The organism is Peptoniphilus harei, assembly GCF_016726485.1.
Taxonomy (GTDB): Bacteria; Bacillota; Clostridia; order Tissierellales; family Peptoniphilaceae; genus Peptoniphilus_A; species Peptoniphilus_A harei.
In genome coordinates this window covers 1,607,101-1,630,528 of record NZ_CP068103.1, presented here as the reverse complement: position 1 = coordinate 1,630,528, position 23,428 = coordinate 1,607,101, and the positions used below count along the sequence as shown (strand labels likewise).

Sequence of the window (23,428 nt, the reverse complement as noted above, 5' to 3'; positions counted from 1 at the left end):
TTAACAAATTAAACTGAAATTTCCAAAATAAAAAACCACTTCTTATAGAAGTGGTCAGATTGTAGACAAACCCAGAAATAATTTCTGGGTTTGTTGCATTCTTAATATATTTACTAAAAAAATCTTTAATTTATCCAAAGTTAAATCCTTATTAGGATCCAATTTATATAGTAGTATTGCTAATTTTTTCATATTTATGCACTCAAATGTAAGTGCAGCTTTCATTTCCATCTTTGCTAGTCCAATCATGTTTGTGTATCTAAATCCATGGAATTCTTTTGCACTTCCAAATTGTCTTTCTACTGTTTCTTTTCTTCTTTTGTATTCTTCTTTTCCTTTTTCTGTGTATCTATATTCTTCTGTTTCATCTATGTATTTTTGCCAAATGTGTCTTGTGATTACTTTTTGATTGTTTTTACTCTGTGTGCATCTTTTGAGGTTAGGGCATTTTTTACATTGTTCTTTATTGCTTTTGTACTCTCTATATCCCTCTCTATTTGTTGTCGTGTATTCTAGTATTTGATTTTCTGGGCATAGGTAACAGTCATAGTACTCATCATATATGAATTCTCTTTTGTAGTAGGGGTTTTCTATTTTTGGTTTTCTTTTTGGTGCTGTGTAGGGAAATACTGGTTGTATTTCGTCTTCTAGTAGTTTTTTTGCTATGGCTGGTGTTTTATATCCTGCATCCATTACTATTTTTTCTGGTTTGTATTTTTTTAGTTTTTCTTCATAAAAGGGTATTAGGGTTGTGCTGTCATGGAGATTTCCTGGGAATGTTTTATGTCCTAAGATCCAACCATTTTTGTCTACTGATGTTTCTACACAATAGGCAAAGACTTCTTTGTGCTCTCCTTTATGAAAGAGTCCACTTTCTGGGTCTGTTGTTGAGACTGTTATTTCTTTTGTTTCTTCTTTTTTATTTTTTTCTTTTAGTGGTTTTTTCCCATGTTCTTTTCTATCTTCTTCTATTTCTTTGTCTAATTCTTCTTGGTATGCTTTTGCTGCTTTTTTGATTTCTTCTTTTTTGTTTTTATGTCTATTTGCATGGGCTTTTACATGTGTTGAGTCTACGAATTGTATTTTCTCATCTACGAATCCTTTGTTCATTGCTTGGCTTAAGATGTTTTGAAATATTTCTTCAAATATGTTTGTATCTTTAAATCTTCTTCTGTAGTTTTGGCTAAATGTTGTGAAGTGAGGAACTTTATCATAAAAGTCCAGTCCTAAAAACCATCTATATGCTATGTTTACTTCTATTTCTTTTATTGTTTGTCTCATACTTTTTATGTTGAATAGATACTCTATGAATAGTATTTTTATTAATACTACTGGATCTATGCTTGGTCTTCCGTTGTCTAGTGAGTATTTATCTTCTACTAATTCATAGATGAAGCTAAAGTCTATGTATTTGTCTATTTTTCTTAATATGTGATTTTTAGGTACAAGTTGTTCTACTGAAATTAGTTGTACTTGATTTGTTTTTCTATTGTTATTTTTTGATAGCATGTCACACCTACTTCCTTAGTTTATTTTTACCCTTTTTTTCTGTAATTCAGATGATTTTATTAAAAAAAGCAGGCTTTTTTTGCCTGCTTTGTCATCAGTCTGACCACTTCTTATAGAAGTGGTCGTGATACTATTTCTTTAAAATATTTTGAAAAGCACCCATATTGTATACCTTTGAAACCAATAAGATTGAAATTAATTTGTCAGCATAGTCAGTTATAATTTGAATTACAAATACAATTACAAAATCTGGCAAATCCATTACTGCACGCAAGCCTTGGACAATATAAGATGATCCTGCTGTTGTCACAGTTCCAAAAAGATAAGTTGCGATAAGAGCAGAAGATATAGCAGCAGGTATTGACATAAAAGGAGTTAAATAAAACTTAGAAATATAATCATTTCTTTTTAGAAATTTAAAATATCCCGCAGTAAAACCTACTATAAGTTGAGTTGGCATAAAGTAAAGGGCAATAGGGTCCCCTATAGTGTTTACAAAGGCAGTAATCATTCCTGTCAAAAGACCAAATATTGGGCCAAAGGTAAAACCTGCCATTATAGTTCCTATTGAGTCTAGGTAAACTGGTAATTTTATCAAAACACCAATCCAGGACCCAACCATATTTATTGCTATGCAAAGAGCTAAAATAGTAATTTTTTTTGTTGAAATCTTCATAGCAAATCACCTAGGACATTTATATCAACTTCCCTTTCTGTAATAACTTCTATAAAGTCTCTCCATACTTCAAAAACTTCTATCTCTTCATAAATAATTAAGTTTTTTTCTTTCTTCATGAAGTCCATGGCATCAACCATGAGCATTCCTCTAGCTGGGCCATCTGTTATGCACTCAGCATTATAAGTTTTGCCCTGAAATAAGTCTGGATTTCTTTCTAAAAGAATTGTAAGTGGATCATTTATAACAGACCCAATAATTTTTTCATATTCCCAGTGAAAGTCCATATAGAAATTAGTAATCTTTTCTATAAAATTTCCCATCTCTAGATTTAGTCTCTTGATATAAGAAAGAATACTTGGAGTTAAAACAAATTCTCTAGTTACATCTAGTGGGACAATTTCTATCATTCTTGGTGCATTTTTAATCACATAATCTGCTGCCTCTGGGTCAACATAAAAATTAAATTCTGCTACTGGGCTCATGTTGCCGTGGCTCCTAAAGTTTCCACCCATTACAATAATTCTTGTGTCCTTAAAAGCATCCCTATCCCTTTCAATAGCTCTTGCTATATTAGTTAGGGGTCCTAGGGCAAAAATTGTCAAGTCGCCCTTTTTAGCTTCATCAATTAAGAAATCTATGGCATCACCAGAATTTTCTTTTTCGTCATAGTCCAAATAAGTTTCACCAAGTCCATCTTCACCGTGGGTATCCTCAGCATTAATAAATTCTTTGCAAAGAGGGTCTCCTGAACCCATATAGATTTTGAAATCTTCCTGCAAGAACTTCATAAGTCTAAGGACATTTTTTCTTCCCTTTTCAACATGAACATTTCCTGAAACCAAAGAGATCCCGAGGATTTCATATTCTTTAAGCTTTGCTGCTAGCATAATAGCTATAGAATCATCAATCCCGGGATCTGCGTCAATAATAATTTTCTTCATAATAACCTCCATTTCTTTGGAGAACAATTAGTTTTTTATACTTGGAGTTCCCGAACAAGTGAGATAAATTATACCCTATTTTTTAAAAATAGACAAGTTTTTGTCCATGAAGTATAATTGACTTAGGCAAAATTAAAAAATTTTACACTGGAGCGATTATATGAAAAAATTATTTAAAATTTTGATTGTATGTGCAGTGGCTTTAAGTCTCTTCGCATGCAATAAGAAAACTAATGATGTATCAAAAGAAAATAATACTAAGGAAGTTCAGGAGACAAAAGCATCTGCAATAGACTTAGAGTCAATGCCAATTGAAAGATTTGACTTCCAAACTCTTGAAATTGAAGATGGAAATATTGTAAAGTCTGAAGATTTTTACAAGGAAAAACCTCTTACTCTTGTTAATGTTTGGGGAACTTTCTGTGGACCTTGCAAAGAAGAAATGCCAGACCTTGCTGACCTAGGCGAAGAATATAAGGACAAAATTAATTTCTTAGGAGTAGTTGTTGATACTAATGCAAGTATGGACACTAACGTAGAAGAAGCTACAGAAATAATTAAAAATGCTGGAGTGACTTACACAAATATTATGCCTAACCCAACAACTGAAGATAGTCTTGTGCATATTACTGTAATTCCTACAACTTTCTTTGTCAACTCTGAAGGCCAAGTTCTAGGTGGATTTGTTGGTAAAAAAGATAAAGCTTCAATTACAGCAACAATTGACAAACTATTGGAAGAAAATAAGTAAGCTTTAGGTCATAAAAATTTATAAACTCATAAGAAAATGCTGAGTCATATAAATTTGTAAACTCATAATAAAATGCTAAGTCATAAAAATTTACCAAGTCCTAAGTGATTAAGATTTTGTATAAGATTTATAAGTAACAAAAATTACTAACTTTTTATAAGACAAGTTCATAAAATTTTTTAAGAGATGGGAAACCATCTCTTTTTTTAAAGACTCTTAATCAGTGACTTATTAATTTTATTAAAGTCTCTTTCTGTTGTTAATTTTTTAAAAATGGGTAATTAAAAATAAATAGGAGGAATAAAAATGATTTATGATTATAAAGTTGAAAGACAAGACGGATCTTTCTTAGATTTAAAAGATTTAAAGGGGAAAGTTATCTTAATAGTTAATACTGCAACAAGGTGTGGATTTACACCCCAATATAATGACTTGCAAGACCTTTATGACAAATACCACGACAAGGGACTTGAAATAATTGATATCCCTTGCAATCAATTCAAGGAACAAGCTCCAGAAAGTGATGAAGAAATTACAAAATTCTGCCAATTGAATTTCGATATTGAATTCCCTCAAATGAAAAAGGCTGAGGTAAATGGCGATAATGAACTTGAACTTTACAAGTTTTTAAAATCTCAAAAGGGATTTGAAGGCTTTGGACATGGTCCCAAGGCACTTGCCATGGCTACCCTTCTAAAATCTAGGGACAAGGACTACAAGAATAACCCAGATATCAAATGGAACTTCACAAAATTCTTAATTGATAGGGATGGAAAGGTAGTTGAAAGATTTGAGCCAACTGCAAAAATGAATGAGGTTGATGAAAAAATTGCAGAGTTAATTTAAACTTCTAAGTTAAAAATTTATAAAATAAAAAGACTTCTGTATTAAATTTTACAGAAGTCTTTTTCTTTATTTACCTTATTTTAAATTTCAAATAAATAGTTGTAATTAAAAATAATTTTACTTATTTTTAATAAATATAAGTTTGCAACAAAAAAGAGGGAGCATAAACTCCCTCTAACTTTATTTATTAAGATTTTTTGTTAATCCCAAAGGATTAGTCAAGAATCTTTGATACTACTCCTGATGCTACAGTTCTTCCACCTTCACGAATAGCGAATCTTAGTCCTTCGTCCATTGCGATTGGTGTGATTAGTGTTACTGTAAATGTTGAGTTATCTCCAGGCATTACCATTTCTACGCCTTCTGCTAATTGAATATCTCCTGTTACGTCTGTTGTTCTGAAGTAGAATTGTGGTCTGTATCCGTTAAAGAATGGTGTATGTCTTCCACCTTCTTCTTTTGTTAGTACATATACTTCTGCTTCAAATTTTGTGTGTGGGTGAATTGTTCCTGGTGCTGCTAGTACTTGTCCTCTTTGGATTTCTTCTCTTTGTACACCTCTTAGTAGGGCTCCAATGTTGTCTCCTGCTTCTGCTTGGTCTAGTTGTTTTCTAAACATTTCAACACCTGTTACTACTACTTGTCTACTTTCGTCTGTTAATCCAACTAGTTCTACTGTGTCTCCTACTTTTACTACACCTTGTTCTACTCTTCCTGTTGCTACTGTACCTCTACCTGTGATTGAGAAGATGTCTTCGATAGGCATTAGGAATGGGTGTTCTGTGTCTCTTACTGGAGTTGGGATGTATTCGTCAACTTCATCCATAAGTTTTGCTACTTTGTCTCCCCATTCTCCATCTGGTTCTTCGATTGCTTTAAGTGCTGATCCTACTACGATTGGAGTGTTGTCTCCGTCAAAGTCGTATTCTGAAAGTAGGTCTCTTACTTCCATTTCTACTAATTCAATTAGTTCTGGATCGTCTACTTGGTCTTCTTTGTTTAGGAATACTACAATCTTTGGTACACCAACTTGTCTTGCAAGTAGGATGTGTTCTCTTGTTTGTGGCATTGGACCGTCTGCAGCTGATACTACTAGGATTGCTCCGTCCATTTGTGCTGCTCCTGTGATCATGTTCTTAACATAGTCAGCGTGTCCTGGGCAGTCTACGTGTGCGTAGTGTCTGTTTGCTGTTTCGTATTCTACGTGAGAAGTTGAAATTGTGATTCCTCTTTCTCTTTCTTCTGGAGCCTTGTCAATGTGTGCGTAGTCAACAAATTCTCCGCCGCCATATCTCTTGTTCATTACAAGTGTGATTGCAGCTGTAAGTGTTGTCTTACCGTGGTCAACGTGACCAATTGTTCCAATGTTTACGTGTGGTTTATTTCTTTCAAATTTTGCCTTTCCCATTATTAATCCTCCTATTTATTAGTTATTTTTTTTATCTCCAACTACTTCTTCAGCTATTGATGCAGGTACTTCCTCGTAGTGATCAAATTGCATTGAGTAGTTTGCTCTTCCTTGTGTATTTGAACGAAGGGTTGTTGCGTAACCAAACATTTCTGCTAGTGGTACATAAGCTGTAACGATTTGTGCTCCAGCTACAAGTTCCATACCTTCCATTCTTCCACGTCTTGAATTAATATCACCAATTACATCTCCCATGTATTCTTCTGGAGTTGTAACTTCAACCTTCATCATAGGTTCAAGAAGTACTGGATCAGCCTTAGCAAGAGCATCTCTTACTGCCATAGATCCGGCAATCTTAAATGCCATTTCAGAAGAGTCGACTTCGTGGTAAGAACCATCGTAAAGTGTTACTTTAACATCAAGAACTTCGTATCCACCAACAATACCTGATTGAAGTGCTTCTTCAATACCTTGTTGAGTTGGTCCAATAAATTCCTTAGGAATTGCACCACCAACGATGGCATTTTCGAATACAAAACCTTCGCCTGGTTCTAATGGTTCGATTCTAATCTTAGCGTGACCATATTGTCCACGACCACCTGATTGACGAGCGTATTTAGCTTCGCCTTCAGCAGCTTTTCTAATACCTTCTCTATAAGATACTTGTGGGTTACCAATATTAGCTTCCACCTTAAATTCTCTTAGTAGTCTATCAACGATGATATCAAGGTGAAGTTCACCCATACCAGAGATAATAGTTTGACCAGTTTCTTCATCTGTGTGAGTTTTGAAAGTTGGGTCTTCTTCTGCAAGTTTTGCAAGAGCAAGAGCCATCTTATCTTGAGATGCCTTAGTCTTTGGTTCAATTGCTACAGAGATAACTGGATCTGGGAATTCCATGTTTTCAAGAATAACGTGTGATTTTTCATCACAAAGAGTATCACCAGTACCTGTGTCTTTTAGACCAACAGCTGCTGCGATTTCTCCTGCATGGATTTCTTCGATTTCTTCTCTCTTGTTAGCGTGCATTTGAAGAATTCTTCCGATTCTTTCTCTCTTGCCTTTTGCTGTGTTCATAACATAAGAACCTGCCTTAAGAACCCCAGAGTAAACTCTAAAGTAAGCAAGCTTACCAACATATGGGTCAGTTACGATCTTAAATGCAAGAGCTGAGAATGGTTCATCATCAGATGCATGTCTTTGAACTTCGTTTCCATCTTCATCAACACCTGTAATTGCAGGTACATCAATAGGAGATGGTAGGTAGTCAATAATTGCATCTAGAAGAAGTTGTACACCCTTGTTCTTGTAAGAAGAACCACAAGATACTGGAGTAATCTTAACAGCAAGAGTACCCTTTCTTATAGCTTTCTTAAGAAGTTCATTATCGATTTCTTCACCTTCAAGGTAGGCCATCATTAAATCTTCATCAAATTCAGATGCAACTTCGATTAAGTTTTCTCTATATTTATTTGCAACTTCCATGTACTCTTCAGGAACATCTGTAATTTCGATTTCCTTACCAAGTTCATCCTTGTAAATTTCTGCTTTCATTTCAACAAGGTCAATCATTCCTATGAAAGTATCTTCTGCTCCCATTGGAACTTGAATTGGAACAGGATTACCCTTTAGTTTCTTGTCGATAGTATCAACAGATCTAAAGAAGTCTGCACCTGTAACGTCCATCTTGTTGATGTGTGCAATTCTTGGAACGTGATATTTATCTGCTTGTCTCCAAACAGTTTCAGATTGAGGTTCTACACCACTTTTTGCGTCAAAAAGTGCAACAGCACCGTCAAGTACTCTTAGAGATCTTTCAACTTCTACTGTAAAGTCAACGTGTCCCGGAGTATCGATGATATTAAGTCTGTAGCCTTTCCAGTGAGCTGTAGTAGCTGCAGAAGTAATTGTAATACCTCTTTCTTGTTCTTGTTCCATCCAGTCCATTTGTGCTCCACCGTCGTGAGTTTCACCGATTTTGTGAATCTTACCAGCGTAGAAAAGAATACGTTCTGTAGTAGTAGTCTTTCCAGCATCAATATGGGCCATAATACCTATATTTCTATATTTTTCTAATGGTATTTCGCGAGCCATAAATTCCTCCCCTTATTACCATCTATAGTGAGCAAATGCCTTGTTAGCTTCTGCTGTTCTATGCATTTCATCTTTTCTCTTAACACTTCCGCCTAAACCGTTAGATGCGTCTAGTATTTCTTTTGCAAGTCTTTCGTGCATTGTCTTTTCGCCTCTTGCTCTTGCATATTTAACTATCCATCTAAGGCCTAGAGTTTGGCGTCTTTCCGGTCTAACTTCCATTGGTACTTGGTAAGTAGCACCGCCTATTCTTCTTCCCTTTACTTCAAGTACAGGCATTACATTGTTAAGTGCCTTGTAGAATACTTCAAGTGCGTCCTCTCCAGTTTGTTCTGCAACAGTTTCAAGTGCTCCGTAAACAATTCTTTGAGCAGTACCTTTTTTACCGTCAAGCATAACATTGTTTATAAGCTTAGTGATAACCACGTCTGCGTATACTGGATCAGCCATAACTTCACGTTTTTGGATATGTCCTTTTCTTGGCATAACTTCCCTCCTTAACTATTTTTCAGTCGATTCATTGGTACTCAGGTTGAGCCCGTAAGCCAAAAATCTATAAAATCTCATGTAAAAATTCTATCAATTTTTAGGTTTCTTAGTACCATATTTAGATCTAGATTGCTTTCTGTCTGTAACTCCAGCTGTATCAAGAGTACCTCTTACAATATGGTATCTAACACCTGGTAAATCCTTAACTCTTCCACCACGGATTAAAACAACACTGTGTTCTTGTAGGTTGTGTCCGATTCCTGGAATGTAAGCCATAACTTCATATCCGTTTGTTAAACGAACTCTGGCTACTTTTCTAAGAGCTGAATTCGGTTTTTTAGGTGTTACTGTTCTTACTGCAACACAAACTCCTCTTTTTTGTGGAGAATTAACTTCTGTTTCAACTTTTTTAAGTGTGTCATAGTTTACATCAAGAGCTGGTGATTTAGATTTACTGTGAATTTTCTTTCTACCATTTCTTACTAATTGGTTAATTGTAGGCATTAATTGCACCTCCTGTTTTATTAATAGTATTGGACATTTCAAAGACTACCTGCATTTAGGTAGTCTTTCCGTCTCAAATACTCATCAATTTTATCATTAGATAATCATTAAGTCAATAAAAATTATGAGAAATTGGCGAAATTTCCATATTTTTTGAGAATTAATGATTTTATTTTAAATTTACATAAATTTATCTAGTAAAAAACAAACTTATCTGCCTTTACAAGATTATAAATTATAAAGAAGTCTTGGGATAGGATAAAAATTACATCTATAACAGTAAAAACTTTTCTATAAATGTCCTCCTTTGTAAAAATTGTCCTAAGATTCTTTATTAGAAAATATATATTAACTATAAAAAATCCTATTAACAAATAAATCATAGTGCTAAAATAAGCTGACCTGTCAAAATTTTCTATTACAGTCCCATCCTTTAAAGTTAGAAAAAATACAAACTGATAAATTGTAAAAATTGTGCAAATTGAAGTAGTAATAACTTTTAAATACTTTTCCTTTTCATGAGTTTCAAAGTCAGACTTAAATAATTTAAGAAAAATATTTATAAAGATGTAGGCTCCTATACAGTATAGAATCAATTCTTTTCTAGAAAAAATGGAATTTACCCAAAAAAGAAGCAGTGTTGTGCTGGCATTATAGTAATCTAGAAGTTTTTCTCCCCCGCTAAGTTTTTTATTAAAAAATTTTTTATTTGATAGTTTTTCAAAAATTTTAAAAAATATTAAGGCTAGAAAAGTTCCAATAAGAGCATTCCTCATTCCTTCTGTCATTTCTTTCTCCTTTAAACCTTAAACCTTAAACCTTTACATCCTATCGAGATAAAAATCAAACCTATTAATATTTATGTAGTTATAAATAGTAAAGGCTATAAAAATAATGATAAATACAATTTGTAAAGTTATAAAAATCTTCCTATAAATATCCTTATCTTCAAAAATCCTAATTAGCAATTTATTCGACAAGTAATAGCTAAGCCACAAAATCACAACCACATACCAAATCATAGCAATTTGAAATTCCCTCTTATAAAGAGAATCAATAAAATGACCATCTTCTAAAGTAACAAAGAATATTAACTGGTAAATAATTAAGATAGCTTGAACTGATATGGTACTTATCTTATAAAGTCTTGGGTCATCTGCATATTTATTCTTCAAAAAATCTTCTGTGAATGCGTTGTAAAAAAAAGAAGCAATAAGTAAAAAGCAGAAAAAATAAAAATTTAGCTTGCTTCTACAAAAAACCATTGAGAGCCACAATTCAATTGTTGTAAAAGAAAAAATATAGGATTGAAAATCTATGGACTTGTCAATCTCTCCCCCAGCTTTTTCCCTTAATTTATCCCCAATAGGCCTTATTAAGGCAAGGATTGTTGTAGCGATAATATTAAAAATTAAATTTCCCATAATTCCTCTCCTGATGTTTCTTGATAATCTTCACTTTCTACATAAAAATCAAGACGGTTTACATTTTTTATATTATAGGCACTTCCTAAACCTAATACCAAAATCAAAATAATTTCTGAAATAATAAAAGCTCTTCTCCAAATATCTTTTTCAAATAAAATTCTTTTTAAAACTCTCAAGTCTAAAATAATTCTAATGTAGCTAACAAAAAAAATTGAAATTATTAAAATTTTTCGAAAGTCACTTTTGTTGTATGAATAAATAGTAGCTCCATCTTCTAATTCTAAAAAACTAAGACTTGCTAATAATATAAAAGATATTGAAATAAATAAAACCCTCCACTTAGGCTCATTTTTATTTTCCAATAACTTGCTTCCCCTTTTGCTATCTGTGTAAAGTTTATAAATAGCCCAAATTACAAAATAAACAAATATGCTAACCATAATTGCAAACCCAATATTTTGATAAATTCTAAAGTAAAATTGTAAGATTAAAAAATTACTCATTAGGAAGGAATATATTATATCATTCTTAGAATCTTTTTCTTCTTTCTTATCTTCTCTTATGTAAATAAAAGTGACTAAGGCTGATATAAAAACTGTTACTAAGAAATATATAGTTAAATCACTCATTAAATCACCTCTAAAATCTTTTATTTATAAAACTAATTTAAGAGTATTTTATAAATAAAATTTTTCCTCTTTAATTTATTGTAACACTCACACCCATAAATTTTAAAGAAGTTAATAAATATCAAAAATCTATTCTCAGATTTTTTAAATTTTCTTCAAGAGAAAATATTTTTTTGCCATCCTTTGTTACATCTGACTCGGAATAAATTAAGGATTTAATTACAGATTCTTCTACTGATTCTGCACAAGCCCTAAAGGCATCATCTAGCAAATCTTCTTTTAGAACTTTAACTTCTTCAAAACTAGAATCCTTTATCTCATTCGCAGTAGAAAAGGCAATGACAATATCTCCTGAACCGTGGCCCAAGTAAGAGCCCACATTTCCTAGTCCAATTGTGGCCCTCTTTGCAAGTCTCTTTAGTTGTCTCGAGCTAAGGGGCAAGTCTGTTGCAAGGACTATTATAATTGAACCCTTGTCTTTGTCTTCTCTTTTTCCCTTGGACTTTAAGTACATTTCACGGCCTAGAGGTCTGCCTTCTATCTTTAAATCTTTTATCCTTCCAAAGTTTGATAGAACAAGACTTCCTAAGGTGTAGTCCTTTTCATCTATTTCAATAATTCTTGATGAAGATCCAATGCCACTCTTGAGGTTAAAGGAAATCATACCTGTTCCTGCTCCAACTGAGCCCTCTTCAAAATCTTCTTTTATATTTTCAATAGACTCCAAGACATTTTTTTCTTTTACATGAAGGCCCCTCATGTCATTTATAACTCCGTCGTTGCATTCAGTGACAATTATATTTGGAGCTCCTGACTTGTCGCCCAGCTTGGGGTACTTATCAATCATCCACTTCATTGATGAGTCAAGAACTCTTCCAAGGCTCATGGTGTTAGTCATAAAGATTGGCGACTCAAGAGTCCCCAACTCTTCTAGTTGAACTAGACCAAGGCTTTTTCCGTAGCCATTAATTATGTAAGAGTTGGCCACAAGTTTTTCATTAAAAACATCTCCATCATGGGGCATGATACATGTCACTCCAGTTTTTATTTTACCATCTTTAATTGTTGAGTGACCAACCCTCACTCCCTTGACGTCAGATATTTTATTAAGTCTTCCCCTTCTAGAATTTTTAAAAATTTCAAAAGTCATAAACATCCCCCTTTTAAGAAAATTATATCAGATAAATTTTATAATTTATTTAAAAAAGCAAGGCATAAAAAAGTCCCAGCCGAAGCTGAGACGAATTTTATTAATTGTTTCTTTCGTAAGGAAGGCCATCTGCTGACGGTGCCCTTGATCCCTTAACAAAAACTATTAAGACAATAAGAGTTATTGCATAAGGAATCATTGAAAGTAGGTTTGTATCGATTTTTATTCCAATTGAACCAAGAAAAACTGAAAGTCCTTGGGCAAAACCAAAGAGCAGGCAAGCGAGCATTGCTCCTTGTGGTTTCCATCCACCAAAGATTACTGCAGCAAGGGCAATAAAGCCTTGACCAGAGATAAGTGTTTCTCTGTAGTTGGATACAACTGCAAGTGACATTGATGCTCCACCAAGTCCTGCTAAGAACCCAGACGCTAATACGCAAATGTATTTGATCTTGTAGGCGTCAACTCCAAGAGTTTCTGCAGCCTTGGGATACTCACCAACAGCCCTAATTCTTAGGCCTAGCCTAGTCTTATAGAGTATAAAGTAAACTATAAAAACAAGGACAAAAGCAAGGTAAACTGATGCATATTGTGAGAAGACAATGTCAAAGAATCTCATTATTCCATTTCCACCACCAGATTTAAAAACTTTTCCAAATAAAACTGGAAGTTTGTTTTCATAATCAATGGACTTTGATATGGCTGCTCCATCAAAGAAAAGTCTGCAAAGGAAAAGTGCAAGTCCCGGTCCAATTAAGTTAATGGCGATACCACTTACAACGTGGTCTGCTGCAAAATTAATTGTAGCTATAGCGTGAAGAAGGGCAATTAACATTCCGCCAAGTCCTCCACACAAGAAGGCCAACCAAGGGTTACCTACATAATAGCCAACAATGGATCCAACAACTGCTCCTATGGCCATCATTCCTTCAAGTCCAATATTTACAACTCCGGCATTTTCAGATAAAACTCCACCAAGAGCTGTATAAATAAGGGGAGCTGAATATAAAAGTGTAATTGATAAAATACTTGCTAAGCTTAAAAGTGAACTATTCATTTGCTCCTCCTTTTTCTAAATTTTTTCCATCCTTCTTTGACCACTTAGTGAAGAAGAACTTAATCATATCCAAAAGTTTTGGCATTGCAATAAATAGGATCATAATACCAATAATAATATTTACAACTTCTGAATAAGTTCCTATTGTAGTAAGCTTTCCTCCTCCATAAGTTAAACCTGCATAGAGAAGAGCTGCTGGAATTGTGCCCAATGGATTGTTGCCAGCTATAAGGGCAACTGCCATTCCATCAAAGCCGTAGCCTTCTTGGGCCGCCATGATTCCAATATCACCAGAAACACCAAGAACAGTTATTGCACCAGCAAGTCCTGCCAAGATTCCTGCAATACCCATGGATTTTACAATAGATTTATTAATGTCAATTCCACCGTATTCTGCAGCCTTTTCATTGAAACCAACAGCGCGAAGTTCGTATCCAAGAGTAGTTTTCTTTAGGATGTACCAAACTACTATGGCTGCTAAAATAGCGATAATAATACCAAAATTTAGAGGTGGATTTAAAATATCCTTTAAAAACTTGTGTTGGGCGAGATAGGCCCTACCAGATTCACTCATCTTCCAAGCTCCAGCAATTTTTATGCTAGCAGTTTCTTTAATGGGATAGGAGTTATCTGATTCAATAGACCTTAAAATTGGAAAACTCAATAGATAGTTGCTTAGATAAAAGGCAATCCAGTTCATCATAATTGATGAAATAACCTCGTTAACTTCAAATTTTGCCTTTAATAGTCCAACTAAGGCTCCCCAAATGTAACCACAAAGAGCTCCCACTAAAAGAGCAACAAGTCCGTGGATTACTGGAGGAAGGTCTAGTAATAGTCCAACAACTAAAGCTCCAATGGATCCAACAATGTATTGCCCTTCGGCACCAATGTTAAATAGGCCTGTATTAAAGGCAAAGGCAACTGAAAGTCCTGTTAAAATTAATGGAACTGCCTTTACAATTGTCCAAGAAATATACTTAGGCTTGCCAAAGGCTCCCAAGAAAATTACCTTGTAGGCCTCAACAGGGTTTGTCCCACTTAGTAAAAGTATAATTGACCCAATTAAGATACCAAGTACAATGGCAAGAATTGTGTATAAAAACCTATTTCTCTTCATTTTTACCTCCTGCCATATAAAGTCCTAGTTCTCTCTCATTAGTTTCTTTTGCATCAAAAGTCTTTAGGATCTTTCCATTATAAATAACAGAAATCCTATCTGAAAGAGCCATGATTTCATCTAATTCAAAGGAAATAAGAAGAACTGCCTTCCCCTTGTCCCTTTGTTTTATCAAGAAGTTCCTAATATACTCAATGGCACCAACATCTAGCCCCCTTGTTGGTTGGGCTGCAATGAGAAGGTCTGGATCACCAGATATTTCCCTTGCAATAATAACCTTTTGTTGGTTACCACCAGATAGGGCGCCTGCAAATTGGTTTATATTTCTCGGTCTAATGTCATAGTCCTCTGAAAGGTCCTCAGCATTCTTTTCTATCTTAGGGAAGTCCAAAATTCCCTTTTTAGAAAACTTGTCCTTGTAGTATTCCTTTAAGATAATATTTTCTGCCACAGAAAAATCTAGGACGAGACCACGTAACTGTCTATCTTCTGGAATAGAATTTAAACCTCTTTCAATAATATCCCTTGGATTATGGTTTAAAATCTCTTCTCCTTTGAAGATTACAGATCCAGCTTCAGCCTTTTTAAGGCCAGTTAAAGTTTCAATAAGTTCAGATTGACCATTTCCATCTACACCAGCAATACCATGGATTTCTCCAGCTTTAATATCTAGGTTTAAGTCATCTAACTTTTTGACATTCCTTATGTCTCTGGCAGTTAGGCCCTTGATATCTAGTATTGTGTCGCCAGCCTTACAATCAGCCTTATTAACATCTAGGTGAACAGCTCTTCCCACCATCATATCTGCAAGTTCAGATTCATTGACATCAGAGACATTTACTGTGTCAATCTTTTTCCCACGCCTAATGATAGTACACCTGTTGGCCATTTGCTTAATTTCCTTTAGCTTGTGGGTGATTATAATTATAGATTTTCCTTCTCTTGCAAGGTTTTTTATTATGTCAATTAATTCTGTGATTTCTTGAGGGGTTAAAACTGCTGTTGGCTCATCAAAAATTAATATGTCAGCACCCCTGTATAAAACCTTAAGTATTTCAACTTTTTGTTGAGTACCCACACTTATGTCTTGGATCTTGGCATCGGGATCAATTTTGAAACCGTACTTTTCAGAAAGGGCAATTACATCTTCCTTAGCCTTTTTTATATCCACCTTGATTCCATTCATAGGCTCCATGCCAAGAACAATATTCTCAACAACAGTGAAGGGTTCAATAAGCATAAAGTGTTGGTGAACCATTCCCAGCCCTGCCTTTATAGCATCGTTGGGATCCTTAAATTCTTTTTTTTCATTATTTATATAAATTTCACCTGATGTAGGAGAACTCATGCCATAGAGCATATTCATAAGAGTAGTCTTGCCAGCACCATTTTCTCCAAGCAGAGAATGGATTTCTCCCCTCCTAATATCAAGATTAATTCCGTCGTTTGCAGTGAAATCACCAAATTTTTTGGTGATATTCTCCATCCTTACGACTAAGTCTCTATTATTAGTTTCCAATACAAACGCTCCTTTGTTATGTTAAATAAATTATACCAAAGAATTGGCTATTTTTAAAATAAATTGCAATAAAAAAAGCCATCCCTAAGATGACTCCTAAGAGATGACTTTATAAGCTTATTTGTATTCGTTATAAGTTTCTTCGTTGTAAGGAACTTTGATTTCACCAGAAATAATTTTTTCAGAGATTTCATCAACTGATTTTAAAATTTCAGGTTTAACATTCTTGTCAGAAGTTGGCGCAATACCTACTGCTCCACCGTCTGAAAGACCAAACTCAATAGTTCTTCCACCTTCGAACTTACCTTCTTGCATATCTTTTACAACTTGGTAAACAGCAACATCGCCATTTTTCATTGCAGAAGTTAATACATTTTCAGGAGCCCTGTCGCTTTGGTCTCTATCAACACCAATTACCCACTTGTCAGCTTCTTTAGCAGCTTCGATAACGCCTTCGCCTGCTCCACCAGCTGCGTGGAATACTACGTCAGCACCGTTTTGGTACATTGTAGCAGTGATTGATTTACCCTTTTGTGCGTCAGAGAAGTCTCCAACATATTGGCTAAGAACTTCGATGTCAGTTCCCTTTTCCTTAGCTGCGTAATCAACACCAGCCTTGTAACCATATTCGAATCCCCAAATAATGTTACCTTCTTGGCCACCAACGAAACCAACCTTGTTGGTTTCTGATGTCATACCAGCAATATAACCAACTAGGAAGGAAGGTTCTTGTGCTCTAAACATAATTCCAAGTAGGTTTGAAGGAGCTTCAATTTTGTTACCATCTTTGTCAACTGTAACGTCAACGTCAACTATTGCATAGTTGATTTCAGGATACATTGTAGCAGCTTCAGCTACGTTACCACCCATTTTGAAACCAGCACCAACGATAAGATTCTTATCTTGGTCAGCAAAAGTTTCTAGGTTAGGAGTGTAGTCCTTAGTGTCCTTAGATTCAATGTAGTCAGCCTTGATTCCAAGTTCATCAATTGCCTTTTGAAGTCCTTCCCAAACACCTTGGTTAAAGGATTGGTCATTAACTCCACCTTCGTCAGTTACAAAACCAACGTTAATGTCTGATTTAGCTTCAGTTGTTTCTTTAGTAGCGTTTGCAGCATTTCCATCTGCTTCTTTTTTGTTGCCGCCACCACAAGCAACTAGTGTCATTGCAATCAATAACACTGAAAGTAGTGTAAATTTCTTCTTCATTTAAAAATCCTCCTATAGATATTTAATTAAATTATATATTAAATTTACTATTATTTCAATTTCAATAAAAAGTTTTCCTTGTCTTTACAATTTTTATCTAATTTATATTTTTTATCTAAGTGAGAAAAAAGTATGAACTTATATATTTTTGTGACCTTATAAATTTTTATAACTTTACAAAAAATTAATAGCTTGTAAATATCTAGGAGCTGATAAAAAATTATAAACTTTCAAAAATTTATTTTTACATTTTCAAAAGCTTACAAAATTCAATAAATTTTTTCAACAAAAAAAGCCCAATATAATATTGAGCTTTTTAAAAATTTACTTATCCAATAAATACTCTTGGTATAACAAAGAATACAAGTGAGAAAACAAAGTACATTAATAAAAATGCCACTGATTGTTTCATTTCCTTGTTGCCAAAAGTAAAGTCGCCGTCTGATGCAAGGAATCTTGCCGCTATTGAGGCAATAAGTCCCAAGATTGGATAGGCTATAAGGACACCAAGATTACTTGTTCCCTTGTCAATGAACCTATAAAAGGCAGGAATCATTAAGAATAGGGCTCCAAGATAGATTTGGAAATTTCCCCTATCAAACCAGATTAAAGCAATAACTCCTAGTGTTAGCACTAAGAAGATCACTGTAGAAGCTGTGTTAATTAGAGAAATTTTATTTATTAGTCCTTGGTTTATTAATTCAATCTTATTTACATAGTATCCAGAGTTTGTGTAGGCTTCTTTTACACTGTTGCTAGACTTAATTGATTCTGTCCAGTTTTCTACCTTTGCATTTGTAACAAAAATTGAAGCATCTTCAACCTTTTGTCCACCTGAAAAGTAAAGTGGGTTTGGCTTGTAGTAAACTGTAAATTCATATTCTCCAACTTTTTCCTTTAGGGCAAGTTTAACTTCACTCACTGCCTTAAAGTCCTTGTTATCTGTCTTGTTGTAAAAGTCCTTTACCTTTAATTTTAATTTTTCTTCGAAAAGAGATTTATTAATTTTGTCAAAGTCTCCCTTTAAGTTTACCTTTGACTTGCTAAAGCCAACTCCTTCGTCAAAGAAAATTTGTCTATTTGGTGTTCCCAAAATTCTTGCAGTTGAGTCTTCGCCTGTGTAATTAAATTTTATGTCGTATTTTATTAAATTTTCATTAGCTTCTTTTTCTAATGATCTAGAAACTTGTAAATTTTCTACTCCGTCAGCATTATTGAAAAGAATTCCGTCGAATTCCCTATTTACTTCTGCATTTGGCCACATAAGAGACTTACTGAAAAAAGCAGTTAGAGAAGCTAACATAAGTACTAGAATGAAAATTGCAAAAACCACAAGCTTTTTTATTCTCTCGTTCATTTTAAACCTCCATTATGAAAACATTTCGCTTAACTTACATGATATCACAAGGAGGCCTTAAAATAAACAAGTTTATTAGCATATTAAAGATTAGAAGCATTTATTTCTGTCCAGATTCTATCGTATACTTTAATAAAATCTCCTAGGTCTCTAAAGGATTCTAGTGATGGAAGTTTATCAAGATCTGGATAGGCAACCTTTGAGTTTTTAATTTCATCTGGTAAAAGGTCCTTTACTCCCTTAACTGGTGAAGTGTAACCTACGCAGTGTTCAACATTTTTTGCTTGAACTTCTTTTTCTAGCATATAATTTATAAATTTTTCTGCTCCCTCTACATTTTTTGCATTTTTTGGAATGACCATGGAGTCGTACCAAATGTTTGAGCCTTCTTTTGGAACAACATAGTCAAGGTCTTCATTTTGTTGCATCATAAGAAGGGCGTCACCTGAATACATTACAGATAGGTTGGCATCTCCTTGGACAACAACATCACGTCCATCATCATCTAGGTAAGCATAAACTAGTGGTTTTTGTTCTATTAGAGACTTTTTAGCTTCTTGAAGTTCCTTTTCACTTGTTGAATTTAGTGAATAACCAAGTCTCTTTAGGGCAACTCCTAGAGTATCTCTTTGAGAGTTATACATTATTATTTGGTCCTTATATTTTTCATTCCAAAGAATGTCCCATGAGTCAACCTTGTCTTTTACTTCTGCCTTGTTGTAGACAATACCAACTGTTCCCCAGAAGTAAGGTACTGAGTATTTGTTTTCTGGATCAAAAGTAGGATTTTTTAATATATCTTCTACATTTGCAAAGTTTGGAATATTTTCAAAGTTAATTTCTCTTACAAGACCTTCTTTTATAAGTCTTTCAATCATGTAGTCACTAGGAACAACTACATCATACTTATCTTGTGATTGAGTCATCTTGATATAAAGGTCTTCATTTGATGCATAAGTGTCGTAGTTAACCTTTATGCCTGTTTCCTTTTGAAAGTCCTTTAGGATTTGTGGGTCAATATATTCTCCCCAGTTGTAAACATAAATTTCTTCCTTTGCTGTTTCTTCTTTGCCACATCCTGTTAGGGAAAATACCATTAGGATTGCAAGTGATAAAATTATTTTTTTCATGTGTTTCATAGGTTTACCTCGATTTTTTTCATTTTTTCACTTCTCTTGTTTATTATTACAAGAAGAATTAAGAGTGCTACTAACATTAATGTTGATACTGCATTAATTGATGGGTTAATTCCCTTCCTCGCCATAGAGTAAATTGTTATTGAAAGGTTTGAAACTCCTTGGCCTGTGTTAAAGAAGGAAATTACAAAGTCATCTATGGAAAGTGTAAAGGACATTAGGGCTCCAGTTAAGATTGCAGGTTTTATTTGTGGAATCACCACATTTAATATTGCATAAGTTGGAGTTGCGCCTAGGTCTAGGGCTGCCTCCACTGTATTCTTTTGCAACTGGTTTAACTTTGGCAGTATGGAGAGAATAACATAAGGAATACAAAAGACAATATGTGAAATTATCATTGTTGTGTATCCCATTCTTATGTTAAAAAGTCCAAAGAGTCCCATAAGGGCAACTGCTGTCACAATGTCAGGGTTAATTACTGGTAGGTAATTTATATTTAGGATGGCATCCTTTTTAAAACCCCTAAGTTCATTTATGGAAATGGCTGAAATTGTCCCAACAATTGTAGAGATAACTGTTGCTACTACTGCTACTATAAGTGTAGTCCAAAGGGAAGATAAAATTGCTGGGTCAGAAAATAAATTTTTGTACCACTTTAGGGTAAAGCCTGCCCAAGATCCCCTTAGCTTGGAGTTGTTAAAACTAAAGACAACAAGAATTATAATTGGAGCATATAGGAATAAAAATATTAAAAATAAGTAAATTCTATCTATTATTTTTTTCATTATAAGCCACCTCCTATTTCATTAGTTTTAATTTTTCCATTAAATAATTTTGGAAGTAAAAGAATTAAAAGCATGATTACAATTAGGATCATGGAAATTGCAGAACCAAAGCCCCAGTCTCCTGTGAAGGTAAATTGTTTTTCAATTAGGTTTCCTATTAGGTAGAAGTTGTTTCCTCCCAAGAGGTTTGGCACAACAAAAGTTGAAATTGCTGGTATAAAAACCATAGTTATTCCTGTGTAAATTCCTGGTAGAGAAAGTGGGAGAATAACTTTAATAAAAACTTCAAAGTCGTTGGCTCCCAGGTCCTTTGCTGCTTCAATTAATTTTTTATCCATCTTTAATAATACTGTATAAATTGGCAGAACCATAAAGGGCAAGAAATTGTAAACCATACCTATCATTATGGCCTTGGAGTTGTACATAAGGTCCCAGGGACCCCATCCAAAAAGTCCTATAAATTTATTTATCAATCCCTTGTTGCCAAGAAGTGTAAGCCAGGCATAAGTCCTTAGTAAGAAGTTCATCCACATTGGGATTATAAAAATCAAAATCATGTTGTTTCTTACTTTTTCCCCCATTTGTGAAATTATATAGGCTACTGGGTAGCCAATAAGGAGGCAAAATATAGTGGAAACTCCTGCCAATACAAGAGATGTAATTAAAATCTTTACATAAAGTGGTTCAAAAAACCTTGAGAAATTGTCTAGGGTAAAGGCAAAGTCTGCCAGGTCTGTGTTGGCACTAAAAGCGTGGGCAAGTATTAAAAATAGTGGGAAAACAATAAATACTAGGCCCCAAAATAAATATATTAGTGAAAATTTTTTCATTTTAGCTCAACCTCATAACGTGGATAAGGTCTGGTTTGATTACTATGCCTGTTTTTTCTCCCACTTCTCTTTTTTCTGTTGATTGAACAAGCATGGAGTAACCATCAATATCTACAGTCATTTCATAGTGAACTCCCTTGAAGACAAGACTTGTCACAGTCCCTTCAATTTGGTAGTTCTCATCAACCAAAAGCACATCTTCAGGTCTTACTACAACTTCAACATCTTCGTTGGCTCTAAATCCCTTGTCAACGCAAGGAAAATCGTAATCTAAAAATCTTACCTTGAAGTCTTCAAGCATCCTTCCCTTAATAATATTAGACTCACCAATAAAATCTGCTACAAAGGCATTCTTTGGTTCGTTATAAATATTTATTGGGCTATCCATTTGTTGGATTTCACCATTATTTAGGACAACAACAGTATCACTCATGGAAAGAGCCTCTTCTTGATCATGAGTAACGTAGATAAAAGTTATACCAACGCTTTTTTGAATTCTCTTAAGCTCAATTTGCATGGCTTGTCTAAGTTTTAAGTCAAGGGCACCAAGAGGTTCGTCAAGCAAGAGTACATCTGGTTCATTGACAAGGGCCCTTGCAATGGCAATCCTCTGTTGTTGACCTCCTGATAAGGATTCAATTTCCCTGTTTTCAAAACCAGAAAGATTAACAAGTTTTAAAACCTCACTTACCTTTTCCTTGATGACTTTCTTGTCCATTTTTTTTATTTTTAAACCAAAGGCAATGTTTTCAAAGACATTCATATGGGGAAAGAGGGCGTATTTTTGAAAAACTGTGTTAATCCTTCTTTCATAGGCTTCCTTATTTGTTATGTCTTCTCCATTAAAAAGAATTTGTCCCTCATCTGGCTCTTCAAAACCACCGATTAACCTCAAAATTGTAGTTTTACCACAGCCTGATGGTCCTAAAATCGTAAGGAACTCGTCTTTTTTTACCTTAAAATCAAAGTTTTCTAAAATTACATTGTCACCAAAGGACTTACTAATATTTTTTAATTCAATTACATAATTTTCCATAATTCACCGCCTAAAAATTTGGTGGAGATGATATCCACAAAATCTCAGTTTCACACTTTCCTTCATTTTTTAAGTAATGGGACTTGTTGGCTTTAAAATAAAAGCACTCTCCCTTTTTCACCTTGTATTCTTCTTTTCCATAAAAAAGTTTCACCGAACCCCTTAGGACATAGCCAAACTCTTCGCCCTCATAGGGCTGGACTTCTTTTGAAGTCCCTCCTGCTTTAAGCAAGACCCTCATGGGCTCCATTTGGTTTTTCTGTGCATTGGGCACAACCCAATCAAGGACATAACCAAGCTCTTCATTATCACTTTCAAAGAAGTCCTCTTCCTTAAAAATTATTTTTTCATTCTCTTCCCTCTTAAAGAAAAGGCTGGGATCAGTCCCAAGGGCCTCCAAGATATCTAAAAGAGAGTCAACAGATGGTGATGTCAAATCTCTTTCAATTTGAGAAATAAAACCCTTAGTGAGTTCAGACCTGTCAGCCAGCTCTTCTTGTGTAAGTCCCTTTTCAATTCTCATTTCTTTTATTTTATTTCCAATCTTCATTGCATCACCTATAATATTAAACAAATTACTTAAATTATTAAACTCATTAGAGTATAAATCTTAAGATATTTAAAGTCAATAGATTATATAATTTATTTTATTAAATTTTTTGTAAAATATAATTTACTAAATAATTTTATTTTATAATCATTTTCTTCTTGCTTCCACTTTGTGTCTAATATATTTTATTTATTAAGGAGGGACTTATGAAAAATTTTTTAATTTTTATTTTTGGAATTCTAACAGGGTTTCTTTTAAAGGGATTTTACATCTATCTTATGACTAAATAATATTAAATAAAAAACTGGACGAGAATAAATATTTCTCATCCAAGATATTTCTATTACTTGATAAGTTTCATGAATTAATGAATTTTTAGGACTTAGTATATTTTTATGGTTA

23 protein-coding genes are annotated in these 23,428 nt (G+C 34.0%); 2 read left to right on the top strand and 21 right to left on the bottom strand.

Annotation, left to right across the window (positions count from 1 at the left end):
- Window positions 1-54 precede the first annotated feature (54 nt).
- From I6I93_RS07710 to I6I93_RS07700, 3 genes are all read right to left on the bottom strand, one after another.
- Window positions 55-1,509, bottom strand: a complete 1,455-nt coding sequence (locus I6I93_RS07710; RefSeq protein ID WP_112890062.1) for an IS1182 family transposase — start codon at window positions 1,507-1,509, stop codon at window positions 55-57.
- A 130-nt stretch (window positions 1,510-1,639) separates the two neighbouring features.
- Window positions 1,640-2,185: an ECF transporter S component gene (locus tag I6I93_RS07705; protein WP_112890061.1), complete on the bottom strand. Its 546-nt coding sequence runs from the start codon at window positions 2,183-2,185 to the stop codon at window positions 1,640-1,642.
- Complete coding sequence (locus I6I93_RS07700) at window positions 2,182-3,129, bottom strand: nucleoside hydrolase (protein WP_112890060.1); 948 nt, start codon at window positions 3,127-3,129, stop codon at window positions 2,182-2,184. The genes I6I93_RS07705 and I6I93_RS07700 overlap by 4 nt, the downstream gene beginning before the upstream one ends.
- Before the next feature lie 160 nt (window positions 3,130-3,289).
- Between I6I93_RS07700 and I6I93_RS07695 the strand changes: the two genes are divergently transcribed.
- A complete protein-coding gene (locus tag I6I93_RS07695) occupies window positions 3,290-3,880 on the top strand; it encodes a TlpA family protein disulfide reductase (RefSeq protein ID WP_112890059.1) in 591 nt (196 codons plus the stop codon).
- 306 nt (window positions 3,881-4,186) lie between these two features.
- The gene (locus tag I6I93_RS07690; RefSeq protein WP_112890058.1) at window positions 4,187-4,726 is read left to right on the top strand and encodes a glutathione peroxidase; all 540 of its coding nucleotides are present in this window, start codon (window positions 4,187-4,189) and stop codon (window positions 4,724-4,726) included.
- Between the two features lie 214 nt (window positions 4,727-4,940).
- Here I6I93_RS07690 and tuf read toward each other — a convergent pair whose 3' ends face one another.
- The 18 genes from tuf to I6I93_RS07600 all read right to left on the bottom strand — a co-directional run bounded on the left by tuf (window position 4,941) and on the right by I6I93_RS07600 (window position 23,026).
- The gene (gene tuf, locus I6I93_RS07685) at window positions 4,941-6,134 is read right to left on the bottom strand and encodes an elongation factor Tu (RefSeq protein WP_112890057.1); all 1,194 of its coding nucleotides are present in this window, start codon (window positions 6,132-6,134) and stop codon (window positions 4,941-4,943) included.
- Window positions 6,135-6,152: 18 nt separating this feature from the next.
- Complete coding sequence (gene fusA, locus I6I93_RS07680; protein ID WP_112890056.1) at window positions 6,153-8,228, bottom strand: elongation factor G; 2,076 nt, start codon at window positions 8,226-8,228, stop codon at window positions 6,153-6,155.
- Between the two features lie 15 nt (window positions 8,229-8,243).
- Window positions 8,244-8,714 (bottom strand): 30S ribosomal protein S7, encoded by a 471-nt coding sequence (gene rpsG, locus I6I93_RS07675; RefSeq protein ID WP_070700164.1) that lies wholly within the window; start codon window positions 8,712-8,714, stop codon window positions 8,244-8,246.
- A gap of 93 nt (window positions 8,715-8,807) precedes the next feature.
- Window positions 8,808-9,221: a 30S ribosomal protein S12 gene (rpsL, locus tag I6I93_RS07670; RefSeq protein ID WP_019124174.1), complete on the bottom strand. Its 414-nt coding sequence runs from the start codon at window positions 9,219-9,221 to the stop codon at window positions 8,808-8,810.
- Window positions 9,222-9,415: 194 nt separating this feature from the next.
- A complete protein-coding gene (locus I6I93_RS07665; protein ID WP_112890055.1) occupies window positions 9,416-10,009 on the bottom strand; it encodes a hypothetical protein in 594 nt (197 codons plus the stop codon).
- A 33-nt stretch (window positions 10,010-10,042) separates the two neighbouring features.
- Complete coding sequence (locus tag I6I93_RS07660; RefSeq protein WP_112890054.1) at window positions 10,043-10,645, bottom strand: hypothetical protein; 603 nt, start codon at window positions 10,643-10,645, stop codon at window positions 10,043-10,045.
- On the bottom strand, window positions 10,633-11,277 hold the full coding sequence (locus I6I93_RS07655) for a hypothetical protein (RefSeq protein ID WP_112890053.1): 645 nt from the start codon (window positions 11,275-11,277) through the stop codon (window positions 10,633-10,635). The genes I6I93_RS07660 and I6I93_RS07655 overlap by 13 nt, the downstream gene beginning before the upstream one ends.
- A gap of 121 nt (window positions 11,278-11,398) precedes the next feature.
- Window positions 11,399-12,427, bottom strand: a complete 1,029-nt coding sequence (locus tag I6I93_RS07650; RefSeq protein WP_112890052.1) for a DmpA family aminopeptidase — start codon at window positions 12,425-12,427, stop codon at window positions 11,399-11,401.
- A 100-nt stretch (window positions 12,428-12,527) separates the two neighbouring features.
- Window positions 12,528-13,484: an ABC transporter permease gene (locus tag I6I93_RS07645; RefSeq protein WP_112890051.1), complete on the bottom strand. Its 957-nt coding sequence runs from the start codon at window positions 13,482-13,484 to the stop codon at window positions 12,528-12,530.
- Window positions 13,477-14,604 (bottom strand): ABC transporter permease, encoded by a 1,128-nt coding sequence (locus tag I6I93_RS07640; RefSeq protein WP_070700170.1) that lies wholly within the window; start codon window positions 14,602-14,604, stop codon window positions 13,477-13,479. Before I6I93_RS07640 ends, I6I93_RS07645 begins: the two co-directional genes overlap by 8 nt.
- Window positions 14,591-16,123: an ABC transporter ATP-binding protein gene (locus I6I93_RS07635; RefSeq protein WP_070700171.1), complete on the bottom strand. Its 1,533-nt coding sequence runs from the start codon at window positions 16,121-16,123 to the stop codon at window positions 14,591-14,593. The genes I6I93_RS07640 and I6I93_RS07635 overlap by 14 nt, the downstream gene beginning before the upstream one ends.
- A gap of 117 nt (window positions 16,124-16,240) precedes the next feature.
- Window positions 16,241-17,332, bottom strand: a complete 1,092-nt coding sequence (locus I6I93_RS07630; protein ID WP_112890050.1) for a BMP family lipoprotein — start codon at window positions 17,330-17,332, stop codon at window positions 16,241-16,243.
- Window positions 17,333-17,660: 328 nt separating this feature from the next.
- Window positions 17,661-18,689: a hypothetical protein gene (locus I6I93_RS07625; protein WP_112890049.1), complete on the bottom strand. Its 1,029-nt coding sequence runs from the start codon at window positions 18,687-18,689 to the stop codon at window positions 17,661-17,663.
- Between the two features lie 83 nt (window positions 18,690-18,772).
- Window positions 18,773-19,819 (bottom strand): ABC transporter substrate-binding protein, encoded by a 1,047-nt coding sequence (locus I6I93_RS07620; RefSeq protein ID WP_112890581.1) that lies wholly within the window; start codon window positions 19,817-19,819, stop codon window positions 18,773-18,775.
- 5 nt (window positions 19,820-19,824) lie between these two features.
- On the bottom strand, window positions 19,825-20,610 hold the full coding sequence (locus I6I93_RS07615; protein ID WP_112890048.1) for an ABC transporter permease: 786 nt from the start codon (window positions 20,608-20,610) through the stop codon (window positions 19,825-19,827).
- Window positions 20,610-21,440, bottom strand: a complete 831-nt coding sequence (locus I6I93_RS07610; protein ID WP_112890047.1) for an ABC transporter permease — start codon at window positions 21,438-21,440, stop codon at window positions 20,610-20,612. The genes I6I93_RS07615 and I6I93_RS07610 overlap by 1 nt, the downstream gene beginning before the upstream one ends.
- A gap of 1 nt (window position 21,441) precedes the next feature.
- Window positions 21,442-22,476, bottom strand: coding sequence for an ABC transporter ATP-binding protein (locus I6I93_RS07605; RefSeq protein WP_112890046.1), 1,035 nt, complete (start codon window positions 22,474-22,476; stop codon window positions 21,442-21,444).
- A gap of 10 nt (window positions 22,477-22,486) precedes the next feature.
- A complete protein-coding gene (locus I6I93_RS07600) occupies window positions 22,487-23,026 on the bottom strand; it encodes a helix-turn-helix domain-containing protein (RefSeq protein ID WP_112890045.1) in 540 nt (179 codons plus the stop codon).
- Between the last annotated feature and the right edge of the window lie 402 nt (window positions 23,027-23,428).